Origin of the sequence: Streptomyces sp. WAC 01529 (genome assembly GCF_003945545.1) — a bacterium.
Lineage (GTDB): Bacteria > Actinomycetota > Actinomycetes > Streptomycetales > Streptomycetaceae > Streptomyces > Streptomyces anatolicus.
Window position 1 is genome coordinate 5,365,054 of record NZ_CP029617.1, and the last position, 21,584, is coordinate 5,386,637.

General features: G+C 70.8%; 23 protein-coding genes and 2 tRNA genes. 8 read left to right on the forward strand and 17 right to left on the reverse strand.

The window, feature by feature from the left end; translation table 11 throughout:
- Nucleotides 1–88 precede the first annotated feature (88 nt).
- Nucleotides 89–1,072, forward strand: a complete 984-nt coding sequence (gene argF / locus DMA15_RS24165; protein ID WP_125514859.1) for an ornithine carbamoyltransferase — start codon at nucleotides 89–91, stop codon at nucleotides 1,070–1,072.
- A 73-nt stretch (nucleotides 1,073–1,145) separates the two neighbouring features.
- Here the strand turns inward: argF and DMA15_RS24170 are convergent, their stop codons facing one another.
- The 6 genes from DMA15_RS24170 to DMA15_RS36755 all read right to left on the reverse strand — a co-directional run bounded on the left by DMA15_RS24170 (nucleotide 1,146) and on the right by DMA15_RS36755 (nucleotide 4,951).
- Nucleotides 1,146–1,325: an acyl-CoA carboxylase subunit epsilon gene (locus DMA15_RS24170; RefSeq protein WP_125514860.1), complete on the reverse strand. Its 180-nt coding sequence runs from the start codon at nucleotides 1,323–1,325 to the stop codon at nucleotides 1,146–1,148.
- A 20-nt stretch (nucleotides 1,326–1,345) separates the two neighbouring features.
- Entirely contained in the window at nucleotides 1,346–2,890 is a 1,545-nt protein-coding gene (locus tag DMA15_RS24175) for an acyl-CoA carboxylase subunit beta (RefSeq protein ID WP_125514861.1), read from the reverse strand.
- A gap of 44 nt (nucleotides 2,891–2,934) precedes the next feature.
- Nucleotides 2,935–3,366, reverse strand: a complete 432-nt coding sequence (locus DMA15_RS24180) for a hypothetical protein (RefSeq protein ID WP_125514862.1) — start codon at nucleotides 3,364–3,366, stop codon at nucleotides 2,935–2,937.
- A 161-nt stretch (nucleotides 3,367–3,527) separates the two neighbouring features.
- Nucleotides 3,528–4,319: an AfsR/SARP family transcriptional regulator gene (locus DMA15_RS24185; RefSeq protein WP_125514863.1), complete on the reverse strand. Its 792-nt coding sequence runs from the start codon at nucleotides 4,317–4,319 to the stop codon at nucleotides 3,528–3,530.
- A gap of 409 nt (nucleotides 4,320–4,728) precedes the next feature.
- Nucleotides 4,729–4,826, reverse strand: a tRNA-Val gene (locus tag DMA15_RS24190).
- Between the two features lie 30 nt (nucleotides 4,827–4,856).
- Nucleotides 4,857–4,951 (reverse strand) — tRNA-Val (locus DMA15_RS36755).
- Between the two features lie 197 nt (nucleotides 4,952–5,148).
- On the opposite strand from DMA15_RS36755, the gene DMA15_RS24195 reads away from it, so the two are divergent.
- From DMA15_RS24195 to fabI, 6 genes are all read left to right on the forward strand, one after another.
- A complete protein-coding gene (locus DMA15_RS24195) occupies nucleotides 5,149–6,141 on the forward strand; it encodes a DUF2156 domain-containing protein (RefSeq protein ID WP_125514864.1) in 993 nt (330 codons plus the stop codon).
- A 57-nt stretch (nucleotides 6,142–6,198) separates the two neighbouring features.
- Nucleotides 6,199–6,363 carry a hypothetical protein gene (locus DMA15_RS36760; protein ID WP_164551814.1) on the forward strand — a complete coding sequence of 55 codons (165 nt, stop codon included), beginning with the start codon at nucleotides 6,199–6,201 and terminating at the stop codon, nucleotides 6,361–6,363.
- A gap of 187 nt (nucleotides 6,364–6,550) precedes the next feature.
- The gene (locus DMA15_RS24200) at nucleotides 6,551–7,669 is read left to right on the forward strand and encodes an acyl-CoA desaturase (RefSeq protein WP_125514865.1); all 1,119 of its coding nucleotides are present in this window, start codon (nucleotides 6,551–6,553) and stop codon (nucleotides 7,667–7,669) included.
- On the forward strand, nucleotides 7,669–9,069 hold the full coding sequence (locus tag DMA15_RS24205) for an MFS transporter (protein WP_125514866.1): 1,401 nt from the start codon (nucleotides 7,669–7,671) through the stop codon (nucleotides 9,067–9,069). The genes DMA15_RS24200 and DMA15_RS24205 overlap by 1 nt, the downstream gene beginning before the upstream one ends.
- A gap of 36 nt (nucleotides 9,070–9,105) precedes the next feature.
- The gene (gene fdxA / locus DMA15_RS24210) at nucleotides 9,106–9,429 is read left to right on the forward strand and encodes a ferredoxin (protein ID WP_125517979.1); all 324 of its coding nucleotides are present in this window, start codon (nucleotides 9,106–9,108) and stop codon (nucleotides 9,427–9,429) included.
- Nucleotides 9,426–10,190 carry an enoyl-ACP reductase FabI gene (gene fabI / locus DMA15_RS24215; RefSeq protein WP_125514867.1) on the forward strand — a complete coding sequence of 255 codons (765 nt, stop codon included), beginning with the start codon at nucleotides 9,426–9,428 and terminating at the stop codon, nucleotides 10,188–10,190. Before fdxA ends, fabI begins: the two co-directional genes overlap by 4 nt.
- 86 nt (nucleotides 10,191–10,276) lie before the next feature.
- On the opposite strand, the gene serS is transcribed toward fabI, so the two are convergent.
- From serS to DMA15_RS24270, 11 genes are all read right to left on the reverse strand, one after another.
- Nucleotides 10,277–11,554: a serine--tRNA ligase gene (serS, locus tag DMA15_RS24220; protein WP_125514868.1), complete on the reverse strand. Its 1,278-nt coding sequence runs from the start codon at nucleotides 11,552–11,554 to the stop codon at nucleotides 10,277–10,279.
- Nucleotides 11,555–11,685: 131 nt separating this feature from the next.
- On the reverse strand, nucleotides 11,686–12,906 hold the full coding sequence (locus tag DMA15_RS24225; protein ID WP_125514869.1) for a beta-ketoacyl-[acyl-carrier-protein] synthase family protein: 1,221 nt from the start codon (nucleotides 12,904–12,906) through the stop codon (nucleotides 11,686–11,688).
- Nucleotides 12,906–13,136, reverse strand: coding sequence for a phosphopantetheine-binding protein (locus tag DMA15_RS24230; RefSeq protein WP_030791443.1), 231 nt, complete (start codon nucleotides 13,134–13,136; stop codon nucleotides 12,906–12,908). The genes DMA15_RS24225 and DMA15_RS24230 overlap by 1 nt, the downstream gene beginning before the upstream one ends.
- 76 nt (nucleotides 13,137–13,212) lie before the next feature.
- On the reverse strand, nucleotides 13,213–14,235 hold the full coding sequence (locus DMA15_RS24235) for a beta-ketoacyl-ACP synthase III (protein WP_125514870.1): 1,023 nt from the start codon (nucleotides 14,233–14,235) through the stop codon (nucleotides 13,213–13,215).
- A complete protein-coding gene (locus tag DMA15_RS24240) occupies nucleotides 14,232–15,215 on the reverse strand; it encodes a VlmB-like protein (RefSeq protein WP_125514871.1) in 984 nt (327 codons plus the stop codon). Before DMA15_RS24240 ends, DMA15_RS24235 begins: the two co-directional genes overlap by 4 nt.
- Nucleotides 15,212–15,766 (reverse strand): flavin reductase family protein, encoded by a 555-nt coding sequence (locus tag DMA15_RS24245; RefSeq protein ID WP_125514872.1) that lies wholly within the window; start codon nucleotides 15,764–15,766, stop codon nucleotides 15,212–15,214. Before DMA15_RS24245 ends, DMA15_RS24240 begins: the two co-directional genes overlap by 4 nt.
- A complete protein-coding gene (locus tag DMA15_RS24250; RefSeq protein WP_125514873.1) occupies nucleotides 15,763–16,305 on the reverse strand; it encodes a hypothetical protein in 543 nt (180 codons plus the stop codon). The genes DMA15_RS24245 and DMA15_RS24250 overlap by 4 nt, the downstream gene beginning before the upstream one ends.
- Nucleotides 16,306–16,326: 21 nt before the next feature.
- Complete coding sequence (locus DMA15_RS24255; RefSeq protein WP_125514874.1) at nucleotides 16,327–16,809, reverse strand: SRPBCC family protein; 483 nt, start codon at nucleotides 16,807–16,809, stop codon at nucleotides 16,327–16,329.
- A gap of 2 nt (nucleotides 16,810–16,811) precedes the next feature.
- Nucleotides 16,812–18,074 carry an aminotransferase class III-fold pyridoxal phosphate-dependent enzyme gene (locus DMA15_RS24260; protein ID WP_125517980.1) on the reverse strand — a complete coding sequence of 421 codons (1,263 nt, stop codon included), beginning with the start codon at nucleotides 18,072–18,074 and terminating at the stop codon, nucleotides 16,812–16,814.
- Between the two features lie 99 nt (nucleotides 18,075–18,173).
- Entirely contained in the window at nucleotides 18,174–19,313 is a 1,140-nt protein-coding gene (locus DMA15_RS24265) for an acyl-CoA dehydrogenase family protein (RefSeq protein ID WP_125514875.1), read from the reverse strand.
- A gap of 37 nt (nucleotides 19,314–19,350) precedes the next feature.
- Nucleotides 19,351–20,988, reverse strand: a complete 1,638-nt coding sequence (locus DMA15_RS24270; RefSeq protein ID WP_240659916.1) for an aldehyde dehydrogenase — start codon at nucleotides 20,986–20,988, stop codon at nucleotides 19,351–19,353.
- 235 nt (nucleotides 20,989–21,223) lie between these two features.
- Here DMA15_RS24270 and DMA15_RS24275 point away from each other — a divergent pair, with 235 nt between their 5' ends.
- The gene (locus DMA15_RS24275) at nucleotides 21,224–21,559 is read left to right on the forward strand and encodes an acyl carrier protein (protein WP_125514876.1); all 336 of its coding nucleotides are present in this window, start codon (nucleotides 21,224–21,226) and stop codon (nucleotides 21,557–21,559) included.
- Nucleotides 21,560–21,584: the final 25 nt, after the last annotated feature.

Genomic DNA, 21,584 nt, shown 5'->3' on the forward strand with positions numbered 1-21,584 from the left:
CTGCATGTTAATGTAAGGGTCTGCATGATTATCGACCCAGCCATTGACCCAGTGCCGTCGGGGCTGGTCAGACTTCGGAGGTAGTGCCGTGACGATTTCGGGCCTCAAGGGGCGCAGTCTGCTGTCCCTGCGCGAGTTCAGCGGCGACGAGATCCGCGAGCTGCTGGTCAAGGCGGCCGACCTCAAGGAGCGCACGGCCCTCGGGCAGAACGTGCCCGCTCTGGCGGGCAAGAACATCGCCCTGATCTTCCTGAAGCCCTCCTCCCGTACGCGCGTCTCCTTCGTCGTCGCCTCGACGCAGTCGGGCGCGCACCCGGAGATCTTCAACGGCGACGACATCCGCTTCGGCGTCAAGGAGTCCGTCCGGGACATCGCGCGGGTCTTCGGCCGGGTCTTCGACGGCATCATGTTCCGCGGTTACGAGCACGCCACGGTCGCCGAGTTCGCGCACTACGCGGGCGTTCCCGTGTGGAACGGCCTGTGCGACAGCTACCACCCCACCCAGGTCCTCGCCGACCTGCTCACCCTGCGGGAGAACTTCGGCGACCTGGCGGGACTGCCGCTGACGTACGTCGGTGACGGCCGCAACAACATGGCCGTCACCCTCGCCATCGCCGCCGCCAAGCTCGGCCTCGACCTGCGCATCCTCGCGCCGGAGCCGCTCCAGCCCGACCCGGAGCTGATCAAGGAGCTGCTCGCCGGGCGCGAGTCCGAGCAGGCCCGGGTCCTTGTCACGGACTCGCGCGAGGAGGCGCTGCGCGGCTCGGCCTGCGTCTACGGCGACGTGTGGGTCTCCATGGGCGAGGAGGACCAGACGCAGGAGCGCATCGCCCTGCTGCGCGACCTGAAGGTGACGAACGACCTGATGGCCCTGACCGGCCGTGAGGACAGCATCTACCTGCACTGCCTGCCGGCCTTCCACCTCCTGGACACGGAGACCGCGATCGCGCACCCCGACATCCGCGAGGTGGACGACGACGTCTTCGAGGGCCCGCGGAGCCGGGTCTTCGACCAGTCGGAGAACCGCATGCACACGGCCAAGGCCCTGATGCAGCTGACCATCGCGGGCTGAGACCCGCCGCACACGGCCGAGAGCGCGCCCCCCGGTGTCCGGGGGGCGCGCTCTCGCGGTGCCGGGCGGGCCGTCAGCCCTGCCAGCTGTGCGGTGCGTGGAAGTCGTCGCGGCGCCAGGCCGTCGTGGGCGGTGCCGGGCGGGCGGTGGTCCGGGTCGGGGCGGCGGCGCGGGACAGCAGGAGCACGGTCACGGCCGCCAGCTCGTCGTCGGTGACCTCGCCTTTCTCGATGCGGATGTCGGCTGTGGGCATGGGACCTCCGGTCGTGGGCGTCACTGCGGGGGATTGCCGTGCTTCCTGGCGGGACGGTCCGCGTGCTTGCCCGCGAGCATGGCGAGGGAGTCGATGAGGACCTGGCGGGTCTGTGCGGGGTCGATGACGTCGTCGACCAGGCCGCGTTCGGCGGCGTAGTAGGGGTGCATCAGCTCGGCCTTGTACTCCTTGACCATGCGGGTGCGCATGGCTTCGGGGTCTTCGGCGGCGGCGATCTGGCGGCGGAAGATGACGTTGGCGGCGCCTTCGGCGCCCATGACGGCGATCTCGTTGGTGGGCCAGGCGTAGGTGAGGTCGGCGCCGATGGACTGGGAGTCCATGACGATGTAGGCGCCGCCGTAGGCCTTGCGCAGGATCAGGGAGATACGGGGCACGGTGGCGTTGCAGTAGGCGTACAGGAGCTTGGCGCCGTGGCGGATGATGCCGCCGTGCTCCTGGTCGACGCCCGGCAGGAAGCCCGGCACATCGAGCAGCGTCACGATCGGGATGTTGAAGGCGTCGCACATCTGCACGAAGCGGGCGGCCTTCTCGGAGGCCTCGATGTCAAGGACCCCGGCCAGCGCCTGCGGCTGGTTCGCCACGATCCCGACGACCTTGCCGTCAAGACGGGCCAGAGCACAGATGATGTTCCGCGCCCACCGCTCATGGACTTCGAGGAAATCGCCGTCGTCGACGAGTTCTTCGATCACCTGGTGCATGTCGTAGGGGCGGTTGCCGTCCACGGGGACCAGGTCGAGCAGGGCCTGGCAGGTGCGGTCCGCCGGGTCGGCGCAGTCGTGCGCCGGGGGCGTCTCGCGGTTGTTCGATGGCAGCATCGACAGCAGATAGCGCACTTCTTCGAGGCAGGTCTCCTCGTCGTCGTACGCGAAGTGGCAGACGCCGGAGGTCTCGGCGTGCACATCCGCGCCGCCCAGACCGTTCTGCGTGATCTCCTCGCCGGTCACCGCGCGGACCACGTCCGGCCCGGTGATGAACATCTGCGACGTCTCGCGGACCATGAAGACGAAGTCGGTCAAGGCCGGGCTGTAGGCCGCACCGCCCGCGCACGGGCCGAGCATCACGCTGATCTGCGGGATGACACCGGACGCCTTCGTATTGCGCTGGAAGATGCCGCCGTAGCCCGCGAGAGCCGTGACGCCCTCCTGGATACGCGCGCCCGCGCCGTCGTTCAGGGAGACCAGCGGGGCACCCGCGGCGATGGCCATGTCCATGATCTTGTGGATCTTCGTGGCGTGCGCCTCGCCCAGCGCGCCGCCGAAGATGCGGAAGTCGTGCGCGTAGACGAAGACCGTACGGCCCTCGACCGTGCCCCAACCGGTGACGACACCGTCCGTGTACGGCCGCTTCGCCTCCAGGCCGAAACCGGTCGCCCGGTGCCGGCGCAGGGGTTCGACCTCGCGGAACGAGCCCTCGTCCAGGAGCAGTTCGATCCGCTCGCGGACGGTGAGCTTGCCCTTGGCCTTCTGAGCGGCGGTGGCCGGTTCGGAGGGGCCCGCGAGGACCCGCTCCCGAATCGCCGCCAGCTCCGCGACGTGGCGTCTCATCTCTCCCCTTACCGATTGCCGTCACCGGGGACGTTGCGAGTGGTTCAGTTGGTGAGCTTGCGCAGGCCGTTGATCTGGAGCACGGCGAACCCGCCGACGGTGGCGGCCTGCATGAGGATCCACACCGTGCCGATCGTGTTCGGGTCGAACCAGCCGAACAGGGCGGTGGCGACGCTGGCGACGGCCCACAGCAGGTTCGCCTCGATGACGATCTTCGTGGCGGCGGCGGACGGCACCTGCTGGGAGGCGAGGACGCCGACGAGGATGCCGTAGACGGTGAGGAAGGCGCCGATCCCGCGCAGCAGGCCGGTGTTCATGTCGAGGAGGTCCCCGACGGGGCCCGCGGCGATCAGGTAGATGAGGCCGTTGCCGGCCGTGACGGCGGCGTCGAGACCGAGGAAGAGACGCAGCGGGCGCGCGGCGGACGAGTTCGTGGCCGCGGTTCCAAAGCGTGCGGAGGTCTGGCTCGTGGTCATGAAATCTCCAGGTGCGTACGGTGGTTGGATTCCCTGCGCGCCGCGCGGGACGCGTACGGGGGGTCCGCGCGGAGTGCGGGGGCCCGCTCTTTTCCGTTCCGATGGTGGCAACTGGCGCTGACCGGACGCTGACATCCCGCGTGCGCGGGCGGCGCGGGACCTCAGGCGGGCTGGAGCAGGGTCCGGGCGCCGCCGGTCAGGGCCGGATCGTGGGCGAGGATCGCGTGTTCGACGTGGCGCAGCGCGGGGGAGGGGTCGATGCCCAGCTCGTCCGAGAGGTGCCGGCGCATGGCGCGGTAGACGTTGAGGGCGTCGGCCTGGCGGCCCGAGCGGTAGAGGGCGACCATCAGCTGCTCACAGAAGCGTTCCCGCAGCGGGTGGTTGCTGTGCGCCTCGTGGAGTTCGGCGAGCATCGCGGCGTGGTGGCCGAGGCGCAGCTCCGCCTCGAAGCGCAGCTCCATGGCGCGCATGCGGTACTCCTCGTACCGCGCGCAGGCGAGCTGGCAGATGGTGCCGCCGGGGAAGTCGCCGAAGACGGGGCCGCGCCACAGGGCGAGCGCGCGGCCGAGCAGTTCCGCCGTGGCGGCGGCGTCGGCGGCGCCCGCCGCCTCGGCCTGCCGGACCGATTTGGTGAATTCCGCCGCGTCGAATTCGCCTTCGTGGATGGTGAGCCGGTATCCGGAAGGGTGAATGGTGACCCGGGACACCGCGAGTTCGGGTTCCAGGCTCTTCAGTTTGCGGCGGAGCCGGCTGATGTGAGCCTGCAGAGCATTGGCCTGCTTGTCCGGGACGGAGTCGCCCCACATTTCTTCGACGAGGCTCTCGCCCGAGATCGGGCGGCCCTCGCTGACGAGCAGGGTCTGGATCAGATTCCGCTGGAGATCTCCCGAGATCTCCGCGAATCCTGACGCGGTGCGGATCTGCAGTGCTCCGAGAATCGAAAAGCTCAGCATGCCGTTTCCCCCTTGGCTTTCGTTGCTGCAACGTCGGGGTGGTTCACCTTCCGGGTCGCCAGAGCCATCGGTGCTGCGGTGTGGGGGCCCGCGGGTGGAGGTCGGCGTGGCGATCTCTGGGCGTCCCCGCCCGGGGGAGGCAGCGGGCACGACCCCTGACTCCCTTCCAGCGAAGACCCTCTCACGGTATCATTCCTTTGGGAAGGTATTTTTTTGAACGAGCCTGACCGTGCGATCGAGAGCGGACTTGACCTGCGGGTTCATCCGGCAAGAGGTCGACACGGAGAGGCGCGTCCGGTGGACGCAGACCCGCCCCGGCAGGCCTTGCCGCTCTCGCGGGGCGCCGGGGCGGTCGCTTCACCGGGGCGGGGGAGGCCCGGGGAAGTGCATATGGAAGTCAGTATTCCGCTGGCGGAGAGGGCAGGATTCGAACCTGCGTGGGCCGCGTACGACCCGACCTTGAGCGTGAGCCCGAGATCCCCGATAAGCCACTCCGGGCACCTCTCCTGGTGGTGCGGGCACGGTGTTCTGTGCCTGCGGAGAGGGCAGGATTCGAACCTGCGTGGGCCGCGAGCGACCCGACCTTGAGCGTGAGCCCGAGATCCCCGATAAACCACTCCGGGCACCTCTCCGTGTTCCCGGCCCGGTTTCCCGTGCCGTTCACGAGAAGAACATTGCCAGGCACTTCTGACGGGCCGCTGACACTTCTCTGACGCACGGTCACGCATGCGGCAACCACCTGCCCCGTGAGCTTTACGCCCTTCCCATCAAAGGGGCGGCGGTGCTCTACTCTCCTCGACCGCAACGGCTTCCGAAAGGGAAACGGATCATGACCGTGACCGTAGTGGAAAACCCGATTCTCAAGGCGGTCCGCACCCATACGCGGGCCGAGAATCCCAGCGCGTTCCTCGCGCTCAACAGTGGCAACAGCACCTTCACGCTGCCGGGCGCGGACGGCGTCGTCGTCTACCGCGCGACCGGCCGGTTCGCCGTCCAGTTCGGCGGCCCCTTCGCCGCCCCGGACGACTACGACACCCTCCTCTACGGCTTCCGCCACCACCTGAAGGAGCGGGGGCTGACGCACGTGGGCGTCCAGCTCCAGCGCGACGACGCCGAGCGCTACGCGGCGCGCGGCTTCACCGTCAACCAGATCGGCGCCTCCTGGGCGGTGAGCCTCGCCGAGTTCACGCTGCGCGGCACCCGCTTCATGCAGCTGCGCAACAAGATCTCCCGCGCCTACCGCAACGGTCTCCAGATCCAGGAGGTCAAGGCCGACGCCTGGCGGGACGCGCTGGAGACGATCGACGGCGCCTGGCTCTCCAGCAAGGGCGCGGCCCGCCCCCTGGAGTTCCTGGTCGGCGAGATCGGCGGCGAGGCGCAGGAGCACCGGCGGCTGTTCGTCGGCACGATCAACGGGGCCCCGGTGGCGTACATCTCGTACTCCCCGGTCTACGGCAGTCGCGCCGGGTGGATGCACGACCTGAGTCGGCGCGTGCCGGACGGCTCGCCGGGTCTGATGGAGGCCATCAACGCGCACGCCATCGAGGTCTTCCGCGGCGAGGGCGTCGCGTGGCTGCACTTCGGCTTCACGCCCTTCACCGGCCTTGACCCCGCCCATGAACTGGAGGGCCACAGCCCCGCGTTCCAGTGGCTGATGCACGCCCTGTGGGCGGAGGGCGCCGCGCTCTACCCGGCCCAGACGCAGCTCTCGTACAAACACAAGTGGGCGCCCGACGCGACCATCCCGGAGTACGTCGCCTTCGACGGGCCCGCCTCACTGGCGTCGTTCGCGCACATATTCCGCGCCTGCAACGCCTTTTGACGGTACGTCAGCCCTATCTGCCCGCACCCCGACCGACACCGACAGGAGTGAAAGACGATGAGCGGCAACACCGAGACGACCGACGCGCTCAAGCACGCCATGGTGGAACAGCTCATGGGCGTCATCGCGGCCCCCGACGACGAGGACGTGGCCCGCGCGGCGGACGCCGTGGTCCGGGAGCTGGACGCCCTGCTCCGCGCCGAGCAGGACCCGGCGGCCTGAGCCGGACCCCGATCAGCCCAGCATCAGCGCCACATCAGCGCTCCACGGAACGCTGCACCCACGTTCGCCCGGCGTCCGGCCGGTGGGGCACCGCACGCGCTCGCCGCACTGTGCTCCAGCGGATCCCGTGCGCCGGGCGAGCGCCGCCGCCGCCCGGTTCGGGCACTTCTTCCGAGGAGAGCTTCGTATGCAGCGTCCGCACGTCCAAGAGACCGGTGTCGCCGTCGACCCGCAGCGCCCCGCTGTGTCTCAGCACAGCACAGCCCCGCAGCGCACCGGGGCCTCCGCCACCTTCTCCGAGCTGCTCAAACGCGTGAAGGCGGAGGGGCTGCTCGACCTCGACCCGCGGTACTACATAGGGCGGCTGACCCGGAACACCACGCTGCTGGTGGCCGGGCTCACCGCGTTCTTCCTGCTGGGCGACTCGTGGTGGCAGCTCGCCGTGGCGGTGTGGATGGGCCTCTGCGGCGGCCAGTCCTCCTTCATGTGGCACGACGCGGGCCACAAGGCGATGTTCCGCGACAAGCGGGCCGCCTCCGCCGTCGGCTACTTCCACGCCAACTTCGTCAACGGGGTCAGCTTCGGCTGGTGGGTCAACCACCACAACCGCCACCACAGCAACCCCAACCACCTGGACATGGACCCGGACATCGGCCGGCGCACCGCGATCTTCGACATCAAGCAGTACGCCACCCGGACCGGCGTGCAGCGCTTCATCGTGCGCTACCAGAGCGTGCTCTTCTTCGTGCTGCTCGTCCTCGAGTCGTTCAAGATGCACAAGACGGCCGTGAAGTCGATCGCGCAGGGCCTGACCAAGCACCCCGTGCTGGAGTCCACCCTGCTCCTGCTGCGCGCCGCGATCTATCTGACCTGCGTCTTCACCGTCCTGTCGCCGGTACTCGCGGTCACCTTCATCCTCGTCCAGCAGGCCACCCTCGGCGTCTACTTCGGCATGATCTTCGCCCCGAACCACAAGGGCATGGACGTGCGCGACGGCGACGAGGAGACCCTGGACTGGCTGGAGCGCCAGGTCCTCACCTCCCGCAACATCCGCCCCTCGTGGTTCATCGACTTCCTGTACGGGGGTCTCAACTACCAGGTCGAGCACCACCTGTTCCCCGCCATGCCGCAGAAGAACCTGGGCCGTGCCCGCGAGCTGACCCGCGAGTACTGCGCCGAGCGCGGCGTCCCGTACCACGAGGTCGGCTTCTGGGCCTCGTACCGCGAGGTCGCCTCCTACCTGCACGAGGTCAGCGCCCCGGTCCGCCGCGGTGACGTCGACGCGCACCTGGAACGGGCCGCCTGATGGCCGACACGCTCTCCAGACCGGCGGCCGGGGCCACGGCCACCGCGCGCGCCTCGATCGGCGTCCGGCTCGACCGGATGCCGATCACCCCGACCCACCGCAGCGTCACCGCGGTCATCGGCGTCGGGCTGCTCTTCGACACGTTCGAGAACAACCTCTCCGGCACCATCGCCAAGGTCCTCCAGAACGACTTCGCGTTCGGCGCCACCGAGCTGAAGCTCGTCCTCGCCTCCGCCTTCATCGGCCAGTTCATCGGCTCGCTGGTGCTCGGCAAGGTCGCGGACCGGTACGGGCGGCGCCGGGCGTTCCTGATCAACCTCGCGATCTACTCCGGCTTCTCGCTGCTCGGCGCCTTCTCGCCGAACGCGGCCTGGCTGATCGCGACCCGGTTCTTCGCCGGCATCGGCATCGGCGCCGAACAGTCCCTTTCCGACTGCTACTTGTCGGACGTGCTGCCCGCCAAGAAGCGCGGCCGGTACATCGCCTGGGCCTACACGCTCGCCTTCTGCGGAGTGCCCGCCGTGGGCTTCGCCGCCCTGTGGCTCGTGCCCCTCACCCCGCTCGGCATCGACGGCTGGCGCTGGCTCTTCGTGATCGGCGCGCTGGGCTCCGCCGTGGTGTGGGTGCTGCGCAGGCGGCTGATCGAGTCCCCGCGCTGGCTGGCGACGGTCGGCCGCGAGGACGAGGCGGAGGCGCTGGTCGCCCGCATGGAGGCGGAGGTCCCGGGCGGCGCCCCCGCGGTGCCCGCCGCCGACCTCGCGGACGCCGCCGCCAAGGCAGCGGCCCCCGCCACCCGGCTGCGGGACATCTTCCAGCCCCACCTGCGGCGGCGCACCACCATGCTGTGGATCTTCTGCGCGCTGTCGACGGTCGGCTACTACGGCTTCGGCACGCTCGCCCCGCAGATCCTCGCCGCCAAGGGGTACGGGATCGTCGCGGGCATCGGCTTCACCGCGGTCTGCTTCCTCGGCTACCCCGTGGGCTCCGCGCTCGCCCTGCCGATCATCGACCGCGTCGAGCGCAAGAGGCTGGTGGTCGCCTCGGCGGGCGCGATGGTCGTGGCCGGGCTCGGCTTCAGTTACGCGGGTTCCCCGACGGTCATCATGGTCTTCGGCTTCGCCTACACGGTCTTCAGCAACCTCTTCTCCAGCGTCTCGCACGTCTACCTCGCCGAGCAGTACCCGACCGCCATCCGCGCGGCCGCGTCCGGCGCCGCGTACTCCCTGTCCAAACTCAGCGCCGCCGCGCTGCCCTTCGCCCTGCTCCCGGTCCTCCAGACGTACGGGCCAGGGGCGCTGTTCGGCGTCATCGCCGCCGTGATGGCCGCGCTCGCCGTCACCGTCCTCACCCTGGGCGAACGCACCACCGGCGTCTCGGTCGACCGCGTGAGCGCCGACTGACCCCACCGTCCCACCGACGTGAATGAGGTATCCCGCATGGCCTACGTCATCGCCCAGCCCTGCGCCGACGTGAAGGACAAGTCCTGCGTCGACGAATGCCCCGTCGACTGCATCTACGAAGGCGGCCGCGCCCTCTACATCCACCCCGACGAGTGCGTGGACTGCGGCGCCTGCGAGCCCGTCTGCCCCGTGGAGGCCATCTACTTCGAGGACGACGTGCCCGGCGAGTGGGGCGACCACCGCGGCTCCAACAGCGCCTTCTTCGCGGAGATCGGCTCCCCCGGCGGCGCCACCGCGCTCGGCCCGCTGCCGCACGACTCCGCCCTGGTCGCCTCCCTGCCGCAGGCGGTGGCGTCATGAGCGGGCTGCTCGCGGGCAAGCGCGTCCTGGTGACCGGCGTCCTCACCGAGGCGTCCATCGCCTTCCACGCCGCCCGCATCGCCCAGCTGGAGGGCGCCGAGGTCGTGCTGACCGGCTTCGGGCGGCTCTCCCTGATCGAGCGGACCGCGGGCCTGCTGCCCAAGCCCGCCCCGGTCGTCGAGCTGGACGTCACCGACCCGGCGCACCTGGACGGCCTCGCCGGCCGTCTCCGCGAGTACGTCGACGGCCTCGACGGCGTCGTGCACTCCATCGCCTACGGCCCGCCCGGCGCCTTCCACTTCCTCGACGGCACCTGGCAGGACGTGTCGAGCGCCGTGCACGTCTCCGCGTACTCCCTGAAGTCCCTGACCACCGCCTGCCTGCCGCTCCTCGAACCGCGCGGCGGCTCGGTCGTGGGCGTCACCTTCGACGCGACCGTCGCCTGGCCCAAGTACGACTGGATGGGCGTCGCCAAGGCGGCCCTGGAGTCCACCAGCCGCTACCTCGCCCGCGACCTCGGACCCCGCGGCATCCGCTGCAACCTCGTCGCCGCGGGCCCGCTGCGCTCCATGGCCGCCAAGTCCATCCCGGGCTTCTCCGAGCTCGCGGACGACTGGCACACCCGCGCCCCGGCGGGCTGGGACCTCACCGATCCGGACCCGGCGGCCCGCGGCATCGTCGCCCTGCTCTCGGACCTCTTCCCGCGCACGACGGGCGAGATCGTCCACGTCGACGGCGGGGCCCACATGATGGGCGCGTGACCCACGAGGCCACGACCGAGGGGGAGTTCGGGTGACATCACCCGAACTCCCCCTCGTCGTGCGGGCGGCTGCACTCCGTCACTCCGTCACTCCGTCGTGCCGTCCGGCAGGATCCGGCGGAATCCGGTGTACGAGATCAGCGCCTCGGGCAGCTCCACCGAACCGTCCGGCCGCGCGCCCTGCTCCAGGAGCGCGGCCACCGTGCGCCCGACGGGCAGCGCCGAGCCGTTCAGCGTCGCCGCGTACTCCTTGCGGCCGTCCGCCGTGCGGCACCGGATGCCGGCGCGGCGGGCCTGGAAGGTGCCGCAGTCGGAGACCGAGGAGATCTCGCGGTAGGAGCCGCTGCCCGGCAGCCACACCTCGATGTCGTACGTCGTCCGGGCCGAGAACCCGAGATCACCGGCGGGCAGCAGCACCACGCGGTAGGAGAGTTCCAGGCGCCGCAGGCACTCCTCGGCGTGCCCCAGCATCAGCTCCAGCTGCGCGGGCGCGTCCTCGGCCGCGCAGACGCGGACCAGCTCCACCTTCTCGAACTGGTGCAGCCGCAGGATCCCCCGGGTGTCCCTGCCGTACGCCCCGGCCTCGGCGCGGAAGCACGGGGTGCGGGCCGTGAACGCGTACGGCAGCTCGCGGGTGTCCAGGGTCTGCTGCGCGAGCAGGTTGGTGAGCGGGACCTCGGCCGTGGGGATCAGGAACAGCTCGCGGTCGCCGACCTGGGTGGCGAACAGGTCCTCCGCGAACTTGGGCAGCTGGCCGGTGCCGGTCATCGTGTCGCGGTTGACCAGGAACGGCACGGAGTGCTCGGTGTAGCCGTGCTCGGCCGTGTGCAGATCGAGGAAGAAGTCGGCGAGCGCCCGCTCCAGGCGGGCGCCGGGGCCGCGGCTCACGGTGAAGCGGGCGCCGGAGAGCCGGGCCGCGGCCTTGCCGTCGAAGAGGCCGAGCCGCTCACCGATGTCGGCGTGGTGCCGCTCGTCGGCCGCCTCGCACGGCGGCGGGCCGCCCCGGCGCACCTCCACCGCCTCCTTCTCGGAGTCGCCGTCCGGCACCGAGTCGAGCGGGATGTTGGGGATGGCGAGGACCAGGTCGGCGAGGGTCCTGCCCGCCTCCTTGGCGGCGGCCTCGGCCCGCTGCACCTCGGCGCGCAGCGCGCGCGCCGCCTCCTTGTCCTGCTCGGAGGGCGGCCCGCCCTTGCGCTCGCGGGCCGCGCGGTTCATCTCGGTGCGCAGCCGGGTCACCTCGGCCTGGGCGTCGGCCCGGCCGCGGTGGGCCGCGTCGAGCGCGGCCACGTCGAGGTCGTGGCGGCGGCGGGCGAGCCGCCGTACCGCGTCGGGGCCGGACGCGATCAGTTCGCGCGGATCGTGCATGGCTTCTCCTGGGGTCTGCGGCGGGGCGGGGGAGATACGCCGAGCCGCCCCTCTGGCGAGGGGCGGCTGCGGCTCCTGCCGGGGCAGGGCGGGGGAGGGGCGCGGGGCTGGGAGCGGGTCCGCTCCGGTGTTCACGCGGGGGCGAGGGCCAGGACGGTGTTCTGGCCGCCGAACCCGCAGGAATTGCTGAGCGCCAGATCGATGGGCATGGAGGTCGCCGAGTACGCCAGCTTGATGTCGACCTCCGCGTCCGGCATGACGAGGTTGGCGATGGGCGGCACCAGTTCGTGCTCGATGCTCAGCAGCGTGAACGCCGCCTCCACCGCGCCCGCCGCGCCGAGCAGATGCCCGGTCACGCCCTTGGTCGAGGTGACGAGCGGATCCCCCTGGAGGGTCCGTTTGATCATCCTCGCCTCGGCGACGTCGTTGAGCGGCGTCGAGGTGCCGTGGGCGTTCACATGCTGTACGTCGTCCGGGTCCGCGCCGGCGTCGGCGAGGGCCGCGCGGACCGCCGCCTCCACCCCGGCGCCGTCCGGATGCGGCGACGTCATGTGGTGGGCGTCCGCGGTGGCGCCGTAGCCGATGATCCGGCCGTGCTGGTGCGCCCCGCGGGCCCGGGCGTCCTCGACGCGTTCCATGACGAGGATCCCGGCGCCCTCACCCGCGACGAACCCGTCCCGCTCCGCGTCGAAGGGACGCGAGGCGTGGGTGGGGTCGTCCTCGCGCCGGGACAAGGCGCCCATCTGCGCGAACCCGGCCATCACCAGTGGAGTGATCATGGCCTCGCTGCCGCCCGCCAGGACGACGTCGCAGCGGCCGAGCGCGAGCAGGTCCCTGGCGGTGCCGATGGCCGTCGCCCCGGAGGCGCAGGCGGTGGCCACCACCAGGTTGGGTCCCGTCGCCCCGAACTCGATGGCCGTCTGACCGGCCAGCATGTTCGGCAGCTGCATGGGAAGCAGCAGTGGCGAGACCCGGTCGGCGCCCTTCTCCCGTAGCGCGTGGTGCTGTTCCTCGACCGTGCCGGGGCCACCGTCCGCGCAGCCGAGCACCACCCCGACCCGGGCGCCGTCCCAGGTCAGCGGGTCGAGCCCGGCGTCGGCGATGGCCTCGCGCGCGGCGACGAGCGCGAACTGGACGAACCGGTCGAGACGGTGGGCCCTGCGGGCGGTCAACAGCGCTTCGGGGTCGAAGCCGGGCACACGGCAGGAGATCCGTACCGGGTTGTCCGCCAGTACGGGATCGAACGCCGCGCCCGACCGGCCCTCGCAGACCGCCGCCCAGCTCGGCCCCACCCCGATGCCGCCCGGGGTGACGAGGCCGAGCCCGGTGACGGCGATGTCGATGCCGGCCATCAGACCTTCGCGCTCCTCTTCTCCATGAGTTCCACCATGTCGGCCACGGTCTCGGCCTCCAGGAGGTCGTCGTCGCTGACGTCGATGTCCAGTTCGGACTTGAGCAGCAGCGACAGCTCCACCACGGCCAGCGAGTCCAGCTCGATGTCGTCCCTGGTGGCCTCCGGGGTGATGGCCTCGGGGGACACCTTGAGCTTGTTGGACAGGATTTCCTTGAGCTGCTCCAGCATGACGATCCCTTTCGGAAGGCGTACGCGCCGTTCGGCGTACGGGTCTTGAGGAGGTACCGCCGGGCGCCCGCGGGCGTCAGACGGAGTGCACTTCGGGCCAGACGAGCGTCGTGGCCCCCCAGGAGAGCCCGCCGCCGAACGCGGTGAGCAGCACCCGGTGCCCGGCGGTGAGCCGGCCGTCGGCGGCGGACTGGGAAAGGAGCAGGGGGAGCGAGGCGGCACCGGTGTTGCCGACCTGCTCGATGTTGCTGAGCTGCCGCTCGGCGGGGATGCCGAGCCGCTCCGCGACCGAGTCGAGGATGCGGGCGTTCGCCTGATGGGCGGCGAACCGGTCGATGTCGTCGAGCCGCCAGCCGGACCGCTCGGCCGCCTCCCGCGAGGTGGCCGTCATCCGCTCCACCGCGTGCCGGTAGGTGTCGCGGCCGAGCATCCGGAAGTACTGGTCGCCCGGTTCGGGCGCGGTGCCCGCCGAGCGCTGCCGGGAGCCGCCCGCAGGCACCTCGATGAGATGGCTCAGCTCACCGTCGCTGCCGAGGACGAGCGGGCCCACCGCGCCCGGCTCGTCCGCCTGCCCGGCCCGCAGCACCACGGCACCCGCGCCGTCCGCGAAGATCACCGCGGTGGTGCGGTCCTCCGGGTCGACGATCGTGGTGAACGCGTCGGCCGCTACGAGCAGCACCCGCCCGGCCACCCCCGAGGCGATGAGCCCCGAGGCGGCGGCGAGCCCGTAGAGGAAACCGGAGCAGACGGCGGCGACGTCGAACGCCGCGACCTGGCCGAGGCCGAGCCGCGCCGCCACCGTCGGCGCGGTCGCCGGGCACGGCTGGTCGGGGGTGGTGGTGGCCAGGACGACGGCGTCCACCTGCTCGGTGTCCGCCGACTTCAGCGCGCGCAGACCGGCCTCCACCGCCAGGTCGGAGGTGGCGGTGCCGGGCGAGACCATGTAGCGCTCGGCGATTCCGGTGCGGGAGCGGATCCACGCGTCGGAGGTGTCGAGACGCCGCGAGAGGTCGTCGTTGGTCACCTTGTTCGGCGGCACGTAGGAGCCGATGCCGCAGACCACCGCCGACCGGCCGAGCGGCCGGGCCGCGCCGCTCATGCGCCCGGCTCCGGACTGCTGAGGACCTCGACGGGCAGCCCCATGTACGCCATACGGGACTCGGCCATCTCGTCGGTCCACCGCTCGGCCATGTCGTAGCGCTGCTCGGGCGTGGTGTCGAGCATCCGTACGCCCGGCCAGATCTCGTAGTCGCCGATCTTGTCCGCGTGGTCGGCCATGCCCTTCTGGAACAGCTCCTCGCGGTGGATGACGAACTCCCTGTCGGGGATCTCGTCCCACAGCTTCACCCCGGCCCGCAGGATCTCCATCAGGCGCGGGCGGTACTCGGGGTGGGCGACGACGTGGTCGCGCAGGATGGTGCTCGCCACCGTCAGATGGCGGATCTCGTCGATGGCGGTGCCGCGCGAGATCTCCCCGGTGGCGGGGGAGAGCGGGGTCCACTTGCGCTCGCTCAGCTCGGCGGCCGGGGCGAGGACGCCCTCGATGACGATGGCGAAGACGGCGACGCCGCCCGCGAAGTCGCCCTGGTCGCGGACGATGTCGAGGGTGAAGTCGACGACCGGGTCCAGGACCCGCGCGCGGTAGTCCGCGGCCATCTCGTCGATGTCCTTGAGGAGGGTCTCCGCGGGGTGCCCCAGCTCCACCAGGTGGTTGCGGAAGACGCGGGCGTGCCGGGCCTCGTCGATGAGCTGGGTGGCGTAGAACTCCATCTCGGGCACGCCCGGGGCGAGCGCCACATAGTGGCCCAGCAGCCGGGTGGCGATCTCCTCGGACAGGCCGCGGAAGCCGAACTCCAGTACCAGCGCGTCGCGCAGCGGCCCCGGCGCCTTCAGGAAGTCGGGGACGGTCGCGTTCTCGTGGTGGCCGGTCGCGCCGCGGTCGCGCAGGGTGCCCTGGGCGACGGAGGTGAACCAGTAGGCGAGGTCGCAGTCGTCGGGGCCGAGGGTGAGTTCCTTCGCGCCGTCGAGCAGTCCTGGCGCCTTGTCCCAGTCGGCCTCGGGGGCCACAGAACCGGTCATGATGCCGATGTCTCCTTCGTGGTGCGGGCGGGATGCAGGGAGCCTGCGAAGAGGCCGCCCGCGTAGCTGAACAGCGGCGGCCGGCTCTCGGCGGTGGCGCGGACGACATAGCCGAGCAGCACCTCGCCGTCGCCCGCCCGGTGCGAGGAGTGGAGCCGGCAGGAGTAGTGGGCGAGCGCCTCGGTCAGCCGCGGGGCACCGGCGTAGGTGTCGGCCGTCCAGGGCACGCCGTCGAACTGGGCGCTGCCGTCGGGCCGGGAGCTGTCCGCGAACCACCGCGCCAGATCGCCCTGCCCGCCGTCCAGTACGTTGACGACGAACCGCCCCTCGGCGGTGGCGAGCCGCGCGAAGGACGAGCCGGGCCGCAGCGCCACCCCGATCAGCAAGGGCTCGCGCGAGACCAGCGTCACCGTGCTCGCCGTGGTGCCGTGCAGCAGCCCGGCGTGGCCGACGGTCAGCACCGACACGGGTGAGGCCAGGTGGTAAAGCGCCCGGCGCCGCTCCGCCGGGTCCTGGCGCACCGGGCGCCGCAGCGGGGTGAGCGTGCTCATCGCAGCGCCTCCTCGCGCGCCCGGGCCGCGGGCCGCGGCACCTCGGCGATGTGCCCGACCGGCTCCGGGTCCTGCGCGTGGCCGACCGGCTTGGGGTGGGCGACCCCCAGGTCGTCGAGGAGCCGCAGATAGCCGCTCTGCCGCACCGGCTCGAAGGGCAGCGCGAACGACTTCATGAAGTTGCCGAACAGGCCGCGGTCGCCGAAAAGATGGAAGGGCAGCACGAGCAGCGCCCACTCGGGACCGATCAGCCAGCACCACAGCGCGGCCACCGCGGCCTGGGTGATGAGGCTGTGCATCACGTTGTAGAGGACGTAGTACACCTTGGAGATCGGTTTCCCGCCGCTGCGCTTGAAGGCGATCGCGCCGGGGATGTAGCCGATCAGGTCGATGTAGAGGAAGAGGGCGACCGCCGGGATCCAGCGGATCTCGCCGATGTGCGCGATGAGCAGCCCGGTGGTGACCGCGAAGCCCACCAGGTACTCGGCGCGGTGCAGGGAGAACGTCTTCGGCGTCTCGAAGGGATTGGCCTGGTCCATGGTCAGCTCCTGGCTAAGGTCTCAGGCGCCGACGGCGGCGGGCTGCGACAGTTCGATGCCGCCCGCGATCCGCGTCCGGGGGAACAGACCGGTCAGCGCCCAGGCGACGGTCTCCTTGATGACCCGCTCGGCGATCGGGTCGAGGATGCCCTCGAGGCTCGGGATGCCGAAGTCGAACTCGGCGTCGAAGCGGACGGCGACGTCGTCACCGGCCTGCGTCAGCGCCCAGGTGCCGGTGAAGGAGTCGAAGTCCCCGTCGGACTGCTCGAAGCGGATCTCGCCCTGCTCCGGCAGGAAGGTGTCGTCCTCGGTCCAGCGCAGCAGGCCGCTGCGGAAGTGCAGCTCCCAGCTGGAACTGCACCGGGGTTCGGGCAGCGTGGCGTGGACCGTGGTGGAGTTCACGTGAGGGGCCAGGTCCGGGTACTTCTCCCAGCGCATCACGGCGTCGAAGACCGTGGAGACCTGCACCGCGGGGACCACTGCTTCCAGTTCTACGTGCCGCACGATCAGTTACCGCCTTCCGGCATGGTGGCCGCGCCGCGCACGAGGTCGCGGGTGGCCAGGTCGAAGGAGTTGAGGAGGAACTCCACGTCGGTGTCGCTGAGGACGGCGGGCGGCGTGAACCGCACCACCGAGCTGCCGTTCATGGAGTGGTTCGCGACCACCCCGTGGTTGAAGAGCTCGATCAGCAGCTCGCCTGCGAGACCGGCCTCGATCAGCTCCACGCCGATGAGCAGCCCCTGGCCGCGTACGTCGACGACGAGTTCGGGAATGTTGCGGTAGGCGATCTCGGCGATCCGCGGCAGCAGCACGGCGCCCAGGTCGGTGGCCCGGGTGACCAGGCGCTCCTCCTTCATCGCCCGCACCGCGCCCTGCACCGCGGCCATCAGGACGGGCTGCCCGGAGAAGGTGGCGGTGTGGACGTAGGGGTCCTTGTCGAAGGGACGGAACGCCTTGCGGGTGGCGACCGCCGCGGAGACCGGCAGCACACCGCCGCCGAGCGCCTTGCCCGCGAGCAGCACGTCGGGGCGTACGCCCTCGATGTCGGCGCCCCACCACTCACCGAGGCGGCCGAAGCCGGACTGCACCTCGTCGAGGATGAGGAACCCGTCGTGTTCGCGGACCAGTTCCTCGACGCGCTTCAGATAGCCCTTGGGCGGCATGATGACGCCGCCCTCGCCCTGGACGGGCTCCAGGATGACGCAGACCTCGCCGGGGTGGGCGGAAAGCTCCGCCTCCAGGGCGTCGGCGTCACCGAACGGCAGGTGCTGGAAGTCGGGGATCAGCGGCCGGAACGGCTTCTGGTAGACCTCCTTCGCGGTGGCGGAGAGGGCGCCGAGCGTCTTGCCGTGGTAGCCGCCCCGCATCGAGACGGTCCGCTTGAAGCCGCCCGCGCGGGCCAGCTTCAGGCCGGTCTCCACGGCCTCGGCGCCGGACAGCGCGAAGTGCACGCGGTCCAGGCCCTCCGGCATCACGGAGACCAGCGCCTCGGCGGCGCGGGCCACGGTCGGTTCGAGGAGGATGCGGGTGGCGGTGGGGTGCGTACGCAGCTGGCGCTCCACCTCCTCCATCACGATGGGGTGGCGGGCGCCCATGATGAAGACGCCGTAGCCGCCGGTGTTGAGGAAGCGCTCGCCGTCGCTGGTGGTGAGCCAGGCGCCCTCGGAGGCCACCTCCATGTGGCTGCCGAAGAGTTCGGCGAGGGTGGCTCTGCCCTTGCTCAGGTGGGCGCGGTACAGGCCGAGGATCTCCGCCTCGGTGTCGGCCACGGGGGCGCCGGAGGCCGCCGGCGCCCCGGCGGCCGGGGATTCCTGGGTTACGGTCACGGTTTTCTCACTCCAAAGAAGCGGTGCGGTCGGGGCCGGTGGTCAGGCGAGGACCAGCGGACCTCCGTCGAAGTAGCGCAGGAGCGGCTCGGCGGCGGCGCCCCGGCCCGGCGGGTGGAAGGCGAGCGCGGTGGACGCGGCGGCCTCGAAGGCGTGGCCCGACGAGCGGATGAAGTCCAGGCCGCCGAGGAGCTCCAGGGAGCGCGCGGTGATGCGGGGCAGCGCGTTCTGCACGGCGTAGCGGGCGACGAGCACCCGGGCCACCGAGGCCTCGTCGCCCGGCTCGGGGCCGATCGCGCGGGCCACTCCTTCGAGCAGCGCCAGCGAGGCCTCCAGCTCGACCGCGAGGGCGGCCCGCTCCTGGACGCTGCCGCGCTCCCGCTCCTGGACCTGCTCGACGAGGGCCGCCGCGCCGCCCAGGTACCCGGCGGTGATGAGCATCTCGAACCAGACGAACCCGGCGGTCTGGAGATCGTCAAGGCGGCGCGGATCGTCGGCCCCGGCGCGTACGACCATGTCCTTCGGTACGAAGACGTCCTCCAGGCGCACCTCGTCGCTCTCGGCGGCGGCGAGCAGTTCGCTGCCCCAGAAGGGGTGGACGGACAGGCCGGGCGCGTCGGCGGGCACCAGGGCGAGCGCCAGCTCGGGGTCGCCCTCCAGGCCGTGGATGGCGATGCTCGCGGTGAGCAGGCTCATGGAACGGGAGAGGCTGCACGGCTTCTTGGAGCCGGAGAGCAGATAGCCGCCCTCCACCGGGCGTGCGGTCACCGCCGGGGTGAGGATGTTCTGCTCGGTGCGGCCCTCGGCCCAGCCGGAGGCCATCACCTGCTGCTCGGGGACGGCCCGGCGCAGCAGCTCGGTCTGGGCGTCGGTGAGCCGGCCCTTCTCGGTGGCCAGCGAGTAGAGCATGGCGACGGTGAAGTGGTGCATGGACACGGCCGCCACCAGGGACGGCGAGAGCGCGCCGAGGGCCAGCTGGGTGTGGAGCGCGTCCAGCGGGGCCGCGCCGTGGCCGCCGAACCTCTCGGGGATCAGCAGGCCGACACCGCCGTGGATGCGGAAGAGGTCGATGATCGGGCTGCCGGGCTTCTCCCGCTCGGTGTAGGGGAGCTGTTCCAGCTCCTTGAGCAGGCCGGGGTGGTAGCGCTCGCAGACGGCCCGAGCGGCATCGAGGGAACGCACGTCAGAACCTCCGTGGGTCCGTGGGGATGGGTGCGGCTCAGTCGTCGAAGGCGCCGAAGACCGCGTCGTAGGGGCTGACGTCACGGGCGATGCTGACGCCCTGCACGTGGGAGGTCTTGAGCATCGGGTAGTTGGCCTCGCCGAAGGCGCCGCCGGTGCGGCCGGTGCCGCCGTGGCTGGGCAGGTAGGGCAGGAAGCCGATGTGGGAGTCGTTGACCTTCAGCAGGCCGCCGTTGACGACGCGGCGCACGAAGGTGTCGATGACGTGGTCGGAGCGCGACCAGAGGGAGTTGCGCAGCCCGTATTCGTTGGAGTTGACGAAGCGCAGGAAGTCCTCCAGGAGGGCGTCGTCGTTGTCGGCCTCCGGCACGATGACGGGGATCAGCGGGAAGAACGTCTCCTCGCGCACCACGTCGTAGGTGCGGGCCCGGTCGAGGCCGTCGACGCGTACGACGGTGGGCTGGAGGAAGACACCGGTCTCGGAGGGGGTGCCGTCGAGTTCGGTGCGGTGGCCGCCGGTGACCAGCTCGGCGCCGTTGTCCAGGGCCTGGCGCAGGAGGCGGAAGAAGCGCTCGCTGCGCCGCACCGGGGAGAGCAGGACGTCCTCCTCCTCGGGGAAGCCCGGCTTGATCGCCTTGACCTGCTCCTTGACCTCGGCGATGAGGGCGTCCGCGACCGCCGGGTGGACCAGCACGTAGTTGGGGACCATGCAGATCTGGCCGGAGCCGAAGAACGACTCGGTGATCGCCTCGGCCGCCCACTTCACGTCGGCGTCCTTCCACACCACGATGCCGTCGTTGCCGGCGAGTTCGAGGATCGGCTTCTTGCCGTTGGCCACGCACGCCTGCTCGAAGCGCAGGCCCTCCTGGCTGCCGCCGATGTAGAAGATGTCGTTGATCAGCGGATCGGCGACCCAGCGGTCCAGGGTCTGCTTGGGATTGCTGCACACCGCGTTCAGGACACCGGCGGGGGCGTCGAACTCCTCCAGGAGCGGCGCCACGATGTCCCGCAGCAGCCACATGGTGGAGAGCGCGATGCTGCGCGGCGCCCGGACGACCACGGCGTTGCCCGCCATCAGGGCGAGCACGGAGAGCGCGGCGCTGGGCAGCGGGGCGTTCTGCGGCGGGTTGAAGGCCACCACGCCGTCCGGCTGGCGCTGCAGGATCAGCTTGCGGCCGCCGTACTCCTTCTCGACCCGCATCTGCTTCGTGTACCAGCGCAGGGAGCCGGGGGCGTAGATCTGGAGCAGGCAGCTCAGCTCCCAGCGGGCCAGCTTCACCGGGTGGGACTCGGCGACCAGCATCTCCAGGAACTCGTCCTGGTGCTTGATCAGTTCCTCGCGGAACCGGGTGCCGAGACGCATCCTCCGCTCCTGCGGGACGGCCGCCCAGTCGGGGGCGGCCGCGGCGGCGGCCTGCGTGGCGAGGTCGATGGCGGAGTCGTCGGCGATCGCGCAGCGCCCGACCACGTAGGGGTGGTTGGCCGCGTCGGATTCGGGGTCCTGTTCCAGCGTGCGCTTGAGGCTCACGCTGGTGAAGACGTCCTCCAGCAGGGAGCGCCCGCTGACGGTGTAGACCCACCCGTCACCCGCGACGTCCTTGCCAGCGATGTAGAGGTCGTAGCTCTTGAGTCCGGAATGTGCCGGAGCACTTTCCTCCTGTATGGCGCCGCGCATTATCAGCCTTTCGGGTGGGGTTTCTCCGAGTGGATTCCGATCTGGTGAGCCCTTGCGAAGCATCTCGATCGTGACAGCGGGATCTGACCCGGCGCTGACGCCGTACTGATTGGCCGGGCCGAATCGATTGAGACAACCCCGCGGCAAGTTGGGGAAAGCGGTGACTGAGTGGCGCGCCCGCAGGGTACGCGCGCGATGTCAGTGAGGCGTCAGCCCGCATTGCTTTCATGGCCGCATGTCTCCCGAACACATGACTCTTCAGCAATTTCGCGAACTTCCGCGGGCGGAACTCGCCGAGGAAATGGAGCAGCTCCTCGTCAGCCAGTTCAGGGCGACCCTGCTCATGGACGACGCGGAGGAACTCCCGCTCGACATCAGCTACTTCGACCTCGGCCTCACCTCGCTGAAGCTCACCGAGATGAGGCGGACCCTGGAGGGGATCCTCGACCTCTCCATCAACGCGAACGTGCTCTTCAACGAGCCCACGGTCGGCCGGCTCCTCGACTATCTCGTCGACGCGGTATCCGACCCGTCCCACGCAATGACCGGCGCGATACCCAGCACCAACTGATCCACCAGGGTCCCGGACAGAAGGA

Coding starts and splice junctions, on each gene's coding strand:
- DMA15_RS24170 (WP_125514860.1), bottom strand. CDS start 1,325: ATGCCCACAGCCGACATCCGCATCGAGAAAGGCGAGGTCACCGACGAC.
- DMA15_RS24175 (WP_125514861.1), bottom strand. CDS start 2,890: ATGAGACGCCACGTCGCGGAGCTGGCGGCGATTCGGGAGCGGGTCCTC.
- DMA15_RS24180 (WP_125514862.1), bottom strand. CDS start 3,366: ATGACCACGAGCCAGACCTCCGCACGCTTTGGAACCGCGGCCACGAAC.
- DMA15_RS24185 (WP_125514863.1), bottom strand. CDS start 4,319: ATGCTGAGCTTTTCGATTCTCGGAGCACTGCAGATCCGCACCGCGTCA.
- DMA15_RS24195 (WP_125514864.1), top strand. CDS start 5,149: ATGACCGTGACCGTAGTGGAAAACCCGATTCTCAAGGCGGTCCGCACC.
- DMA15_RS36760 (WP_164551814.1), top strand. CDS start 6,199: ATGAGCGGCAACACCGAGACGACCGACGCGCTCAAGCACGCCATGGTG.
- DMA15_RS24200 (WP_125514865.1), top strand. CDS start 6,551: ATGCAGCGTCCGCACGTCCAAGAGACCGGTGTCGCCGTCGACCCGCAG.
- DMA15_RS24205 (WP_125514866.1), top strand. CDS start 7,669: ATGGCCGACACGCTCTCCAGACCGGCGGCCGGGGCCACGGCCACCGCG.
- fdxA (WP_125517979.1), top strand. CDS start 9,106: ATGGCCTACGTCATCGCCCAGCCCTGCGCCGACGTGAAGGACAAGTCC.
- fabI (WP_125514867.1), top strand. CDS start 9,426: ATGAGCGGGCTGCTCGCGGGCAAGCGCGTCCTGGTGACCGGCGTCCTC.
- serS (WP_125514868.1), bottom strand. CDS start 11,554: ATGCACGATCCGCGCGAACTGATCGCGTCCGGCCCCGACGCGGTACGG.
- DMA15_RS24225 (WP_125514869.1), bottom strand. CDS start 12,906: ATGGCCGGCATCGACATCGCCGTCACCGGGCTCGGCCTCGTCACCCCG.
- DMA15_RS24230 (WP_030791443.1), bottom strand. CDS start 13,136: ATGCTGGAGCAGCTCAAGGAAATCCTGTCCAACAAGCTCAAGGTGTCC.
- DMA15_RS24235 (WP_125514870.1), bottom strand. CDS start 14,235: ATGAGCGGCGCGGCCCGGCCGCTCGGCCGGTCGGCGGTGGTCTGCGGC.
- DMA15_RS24240 (WP_125514871.1), bottom strand. CDS start 15,215: ATGACCGGTTCTGTGGCCCCCGAGGCCGACTGGGACAAGGCGCCAGGA.
- DMA15_RS24245 (WP_125514872.1), bottom strand. CDS start 15,766: ATGAGCACGCTCACCCCGCTGCGGCGCCCGGTGCGCCAGGACCCGGCG.
- DMA15_RS24250 (WP_125514873.1), bottom strand. CDS start 16,305: ATGGACCAGGCCAATCCCTTCGAGACGCCGAAGACGTTCTCCCTGCAC.
- DMA15_RS24270 (WP_240659916.1), bottom strand. CDS start 20,988: ATGCGCGGCGCCATACAGGAGGAAAGTGCTCCGGCACATTCCGGACTC.
- DMA15_RS24275 (WP_125514876.1), top strand. CDS start 21,224: ATGTCTCCCGAACACATGACTCTTCAGCAATTTCGCGAACTTCCGCGG.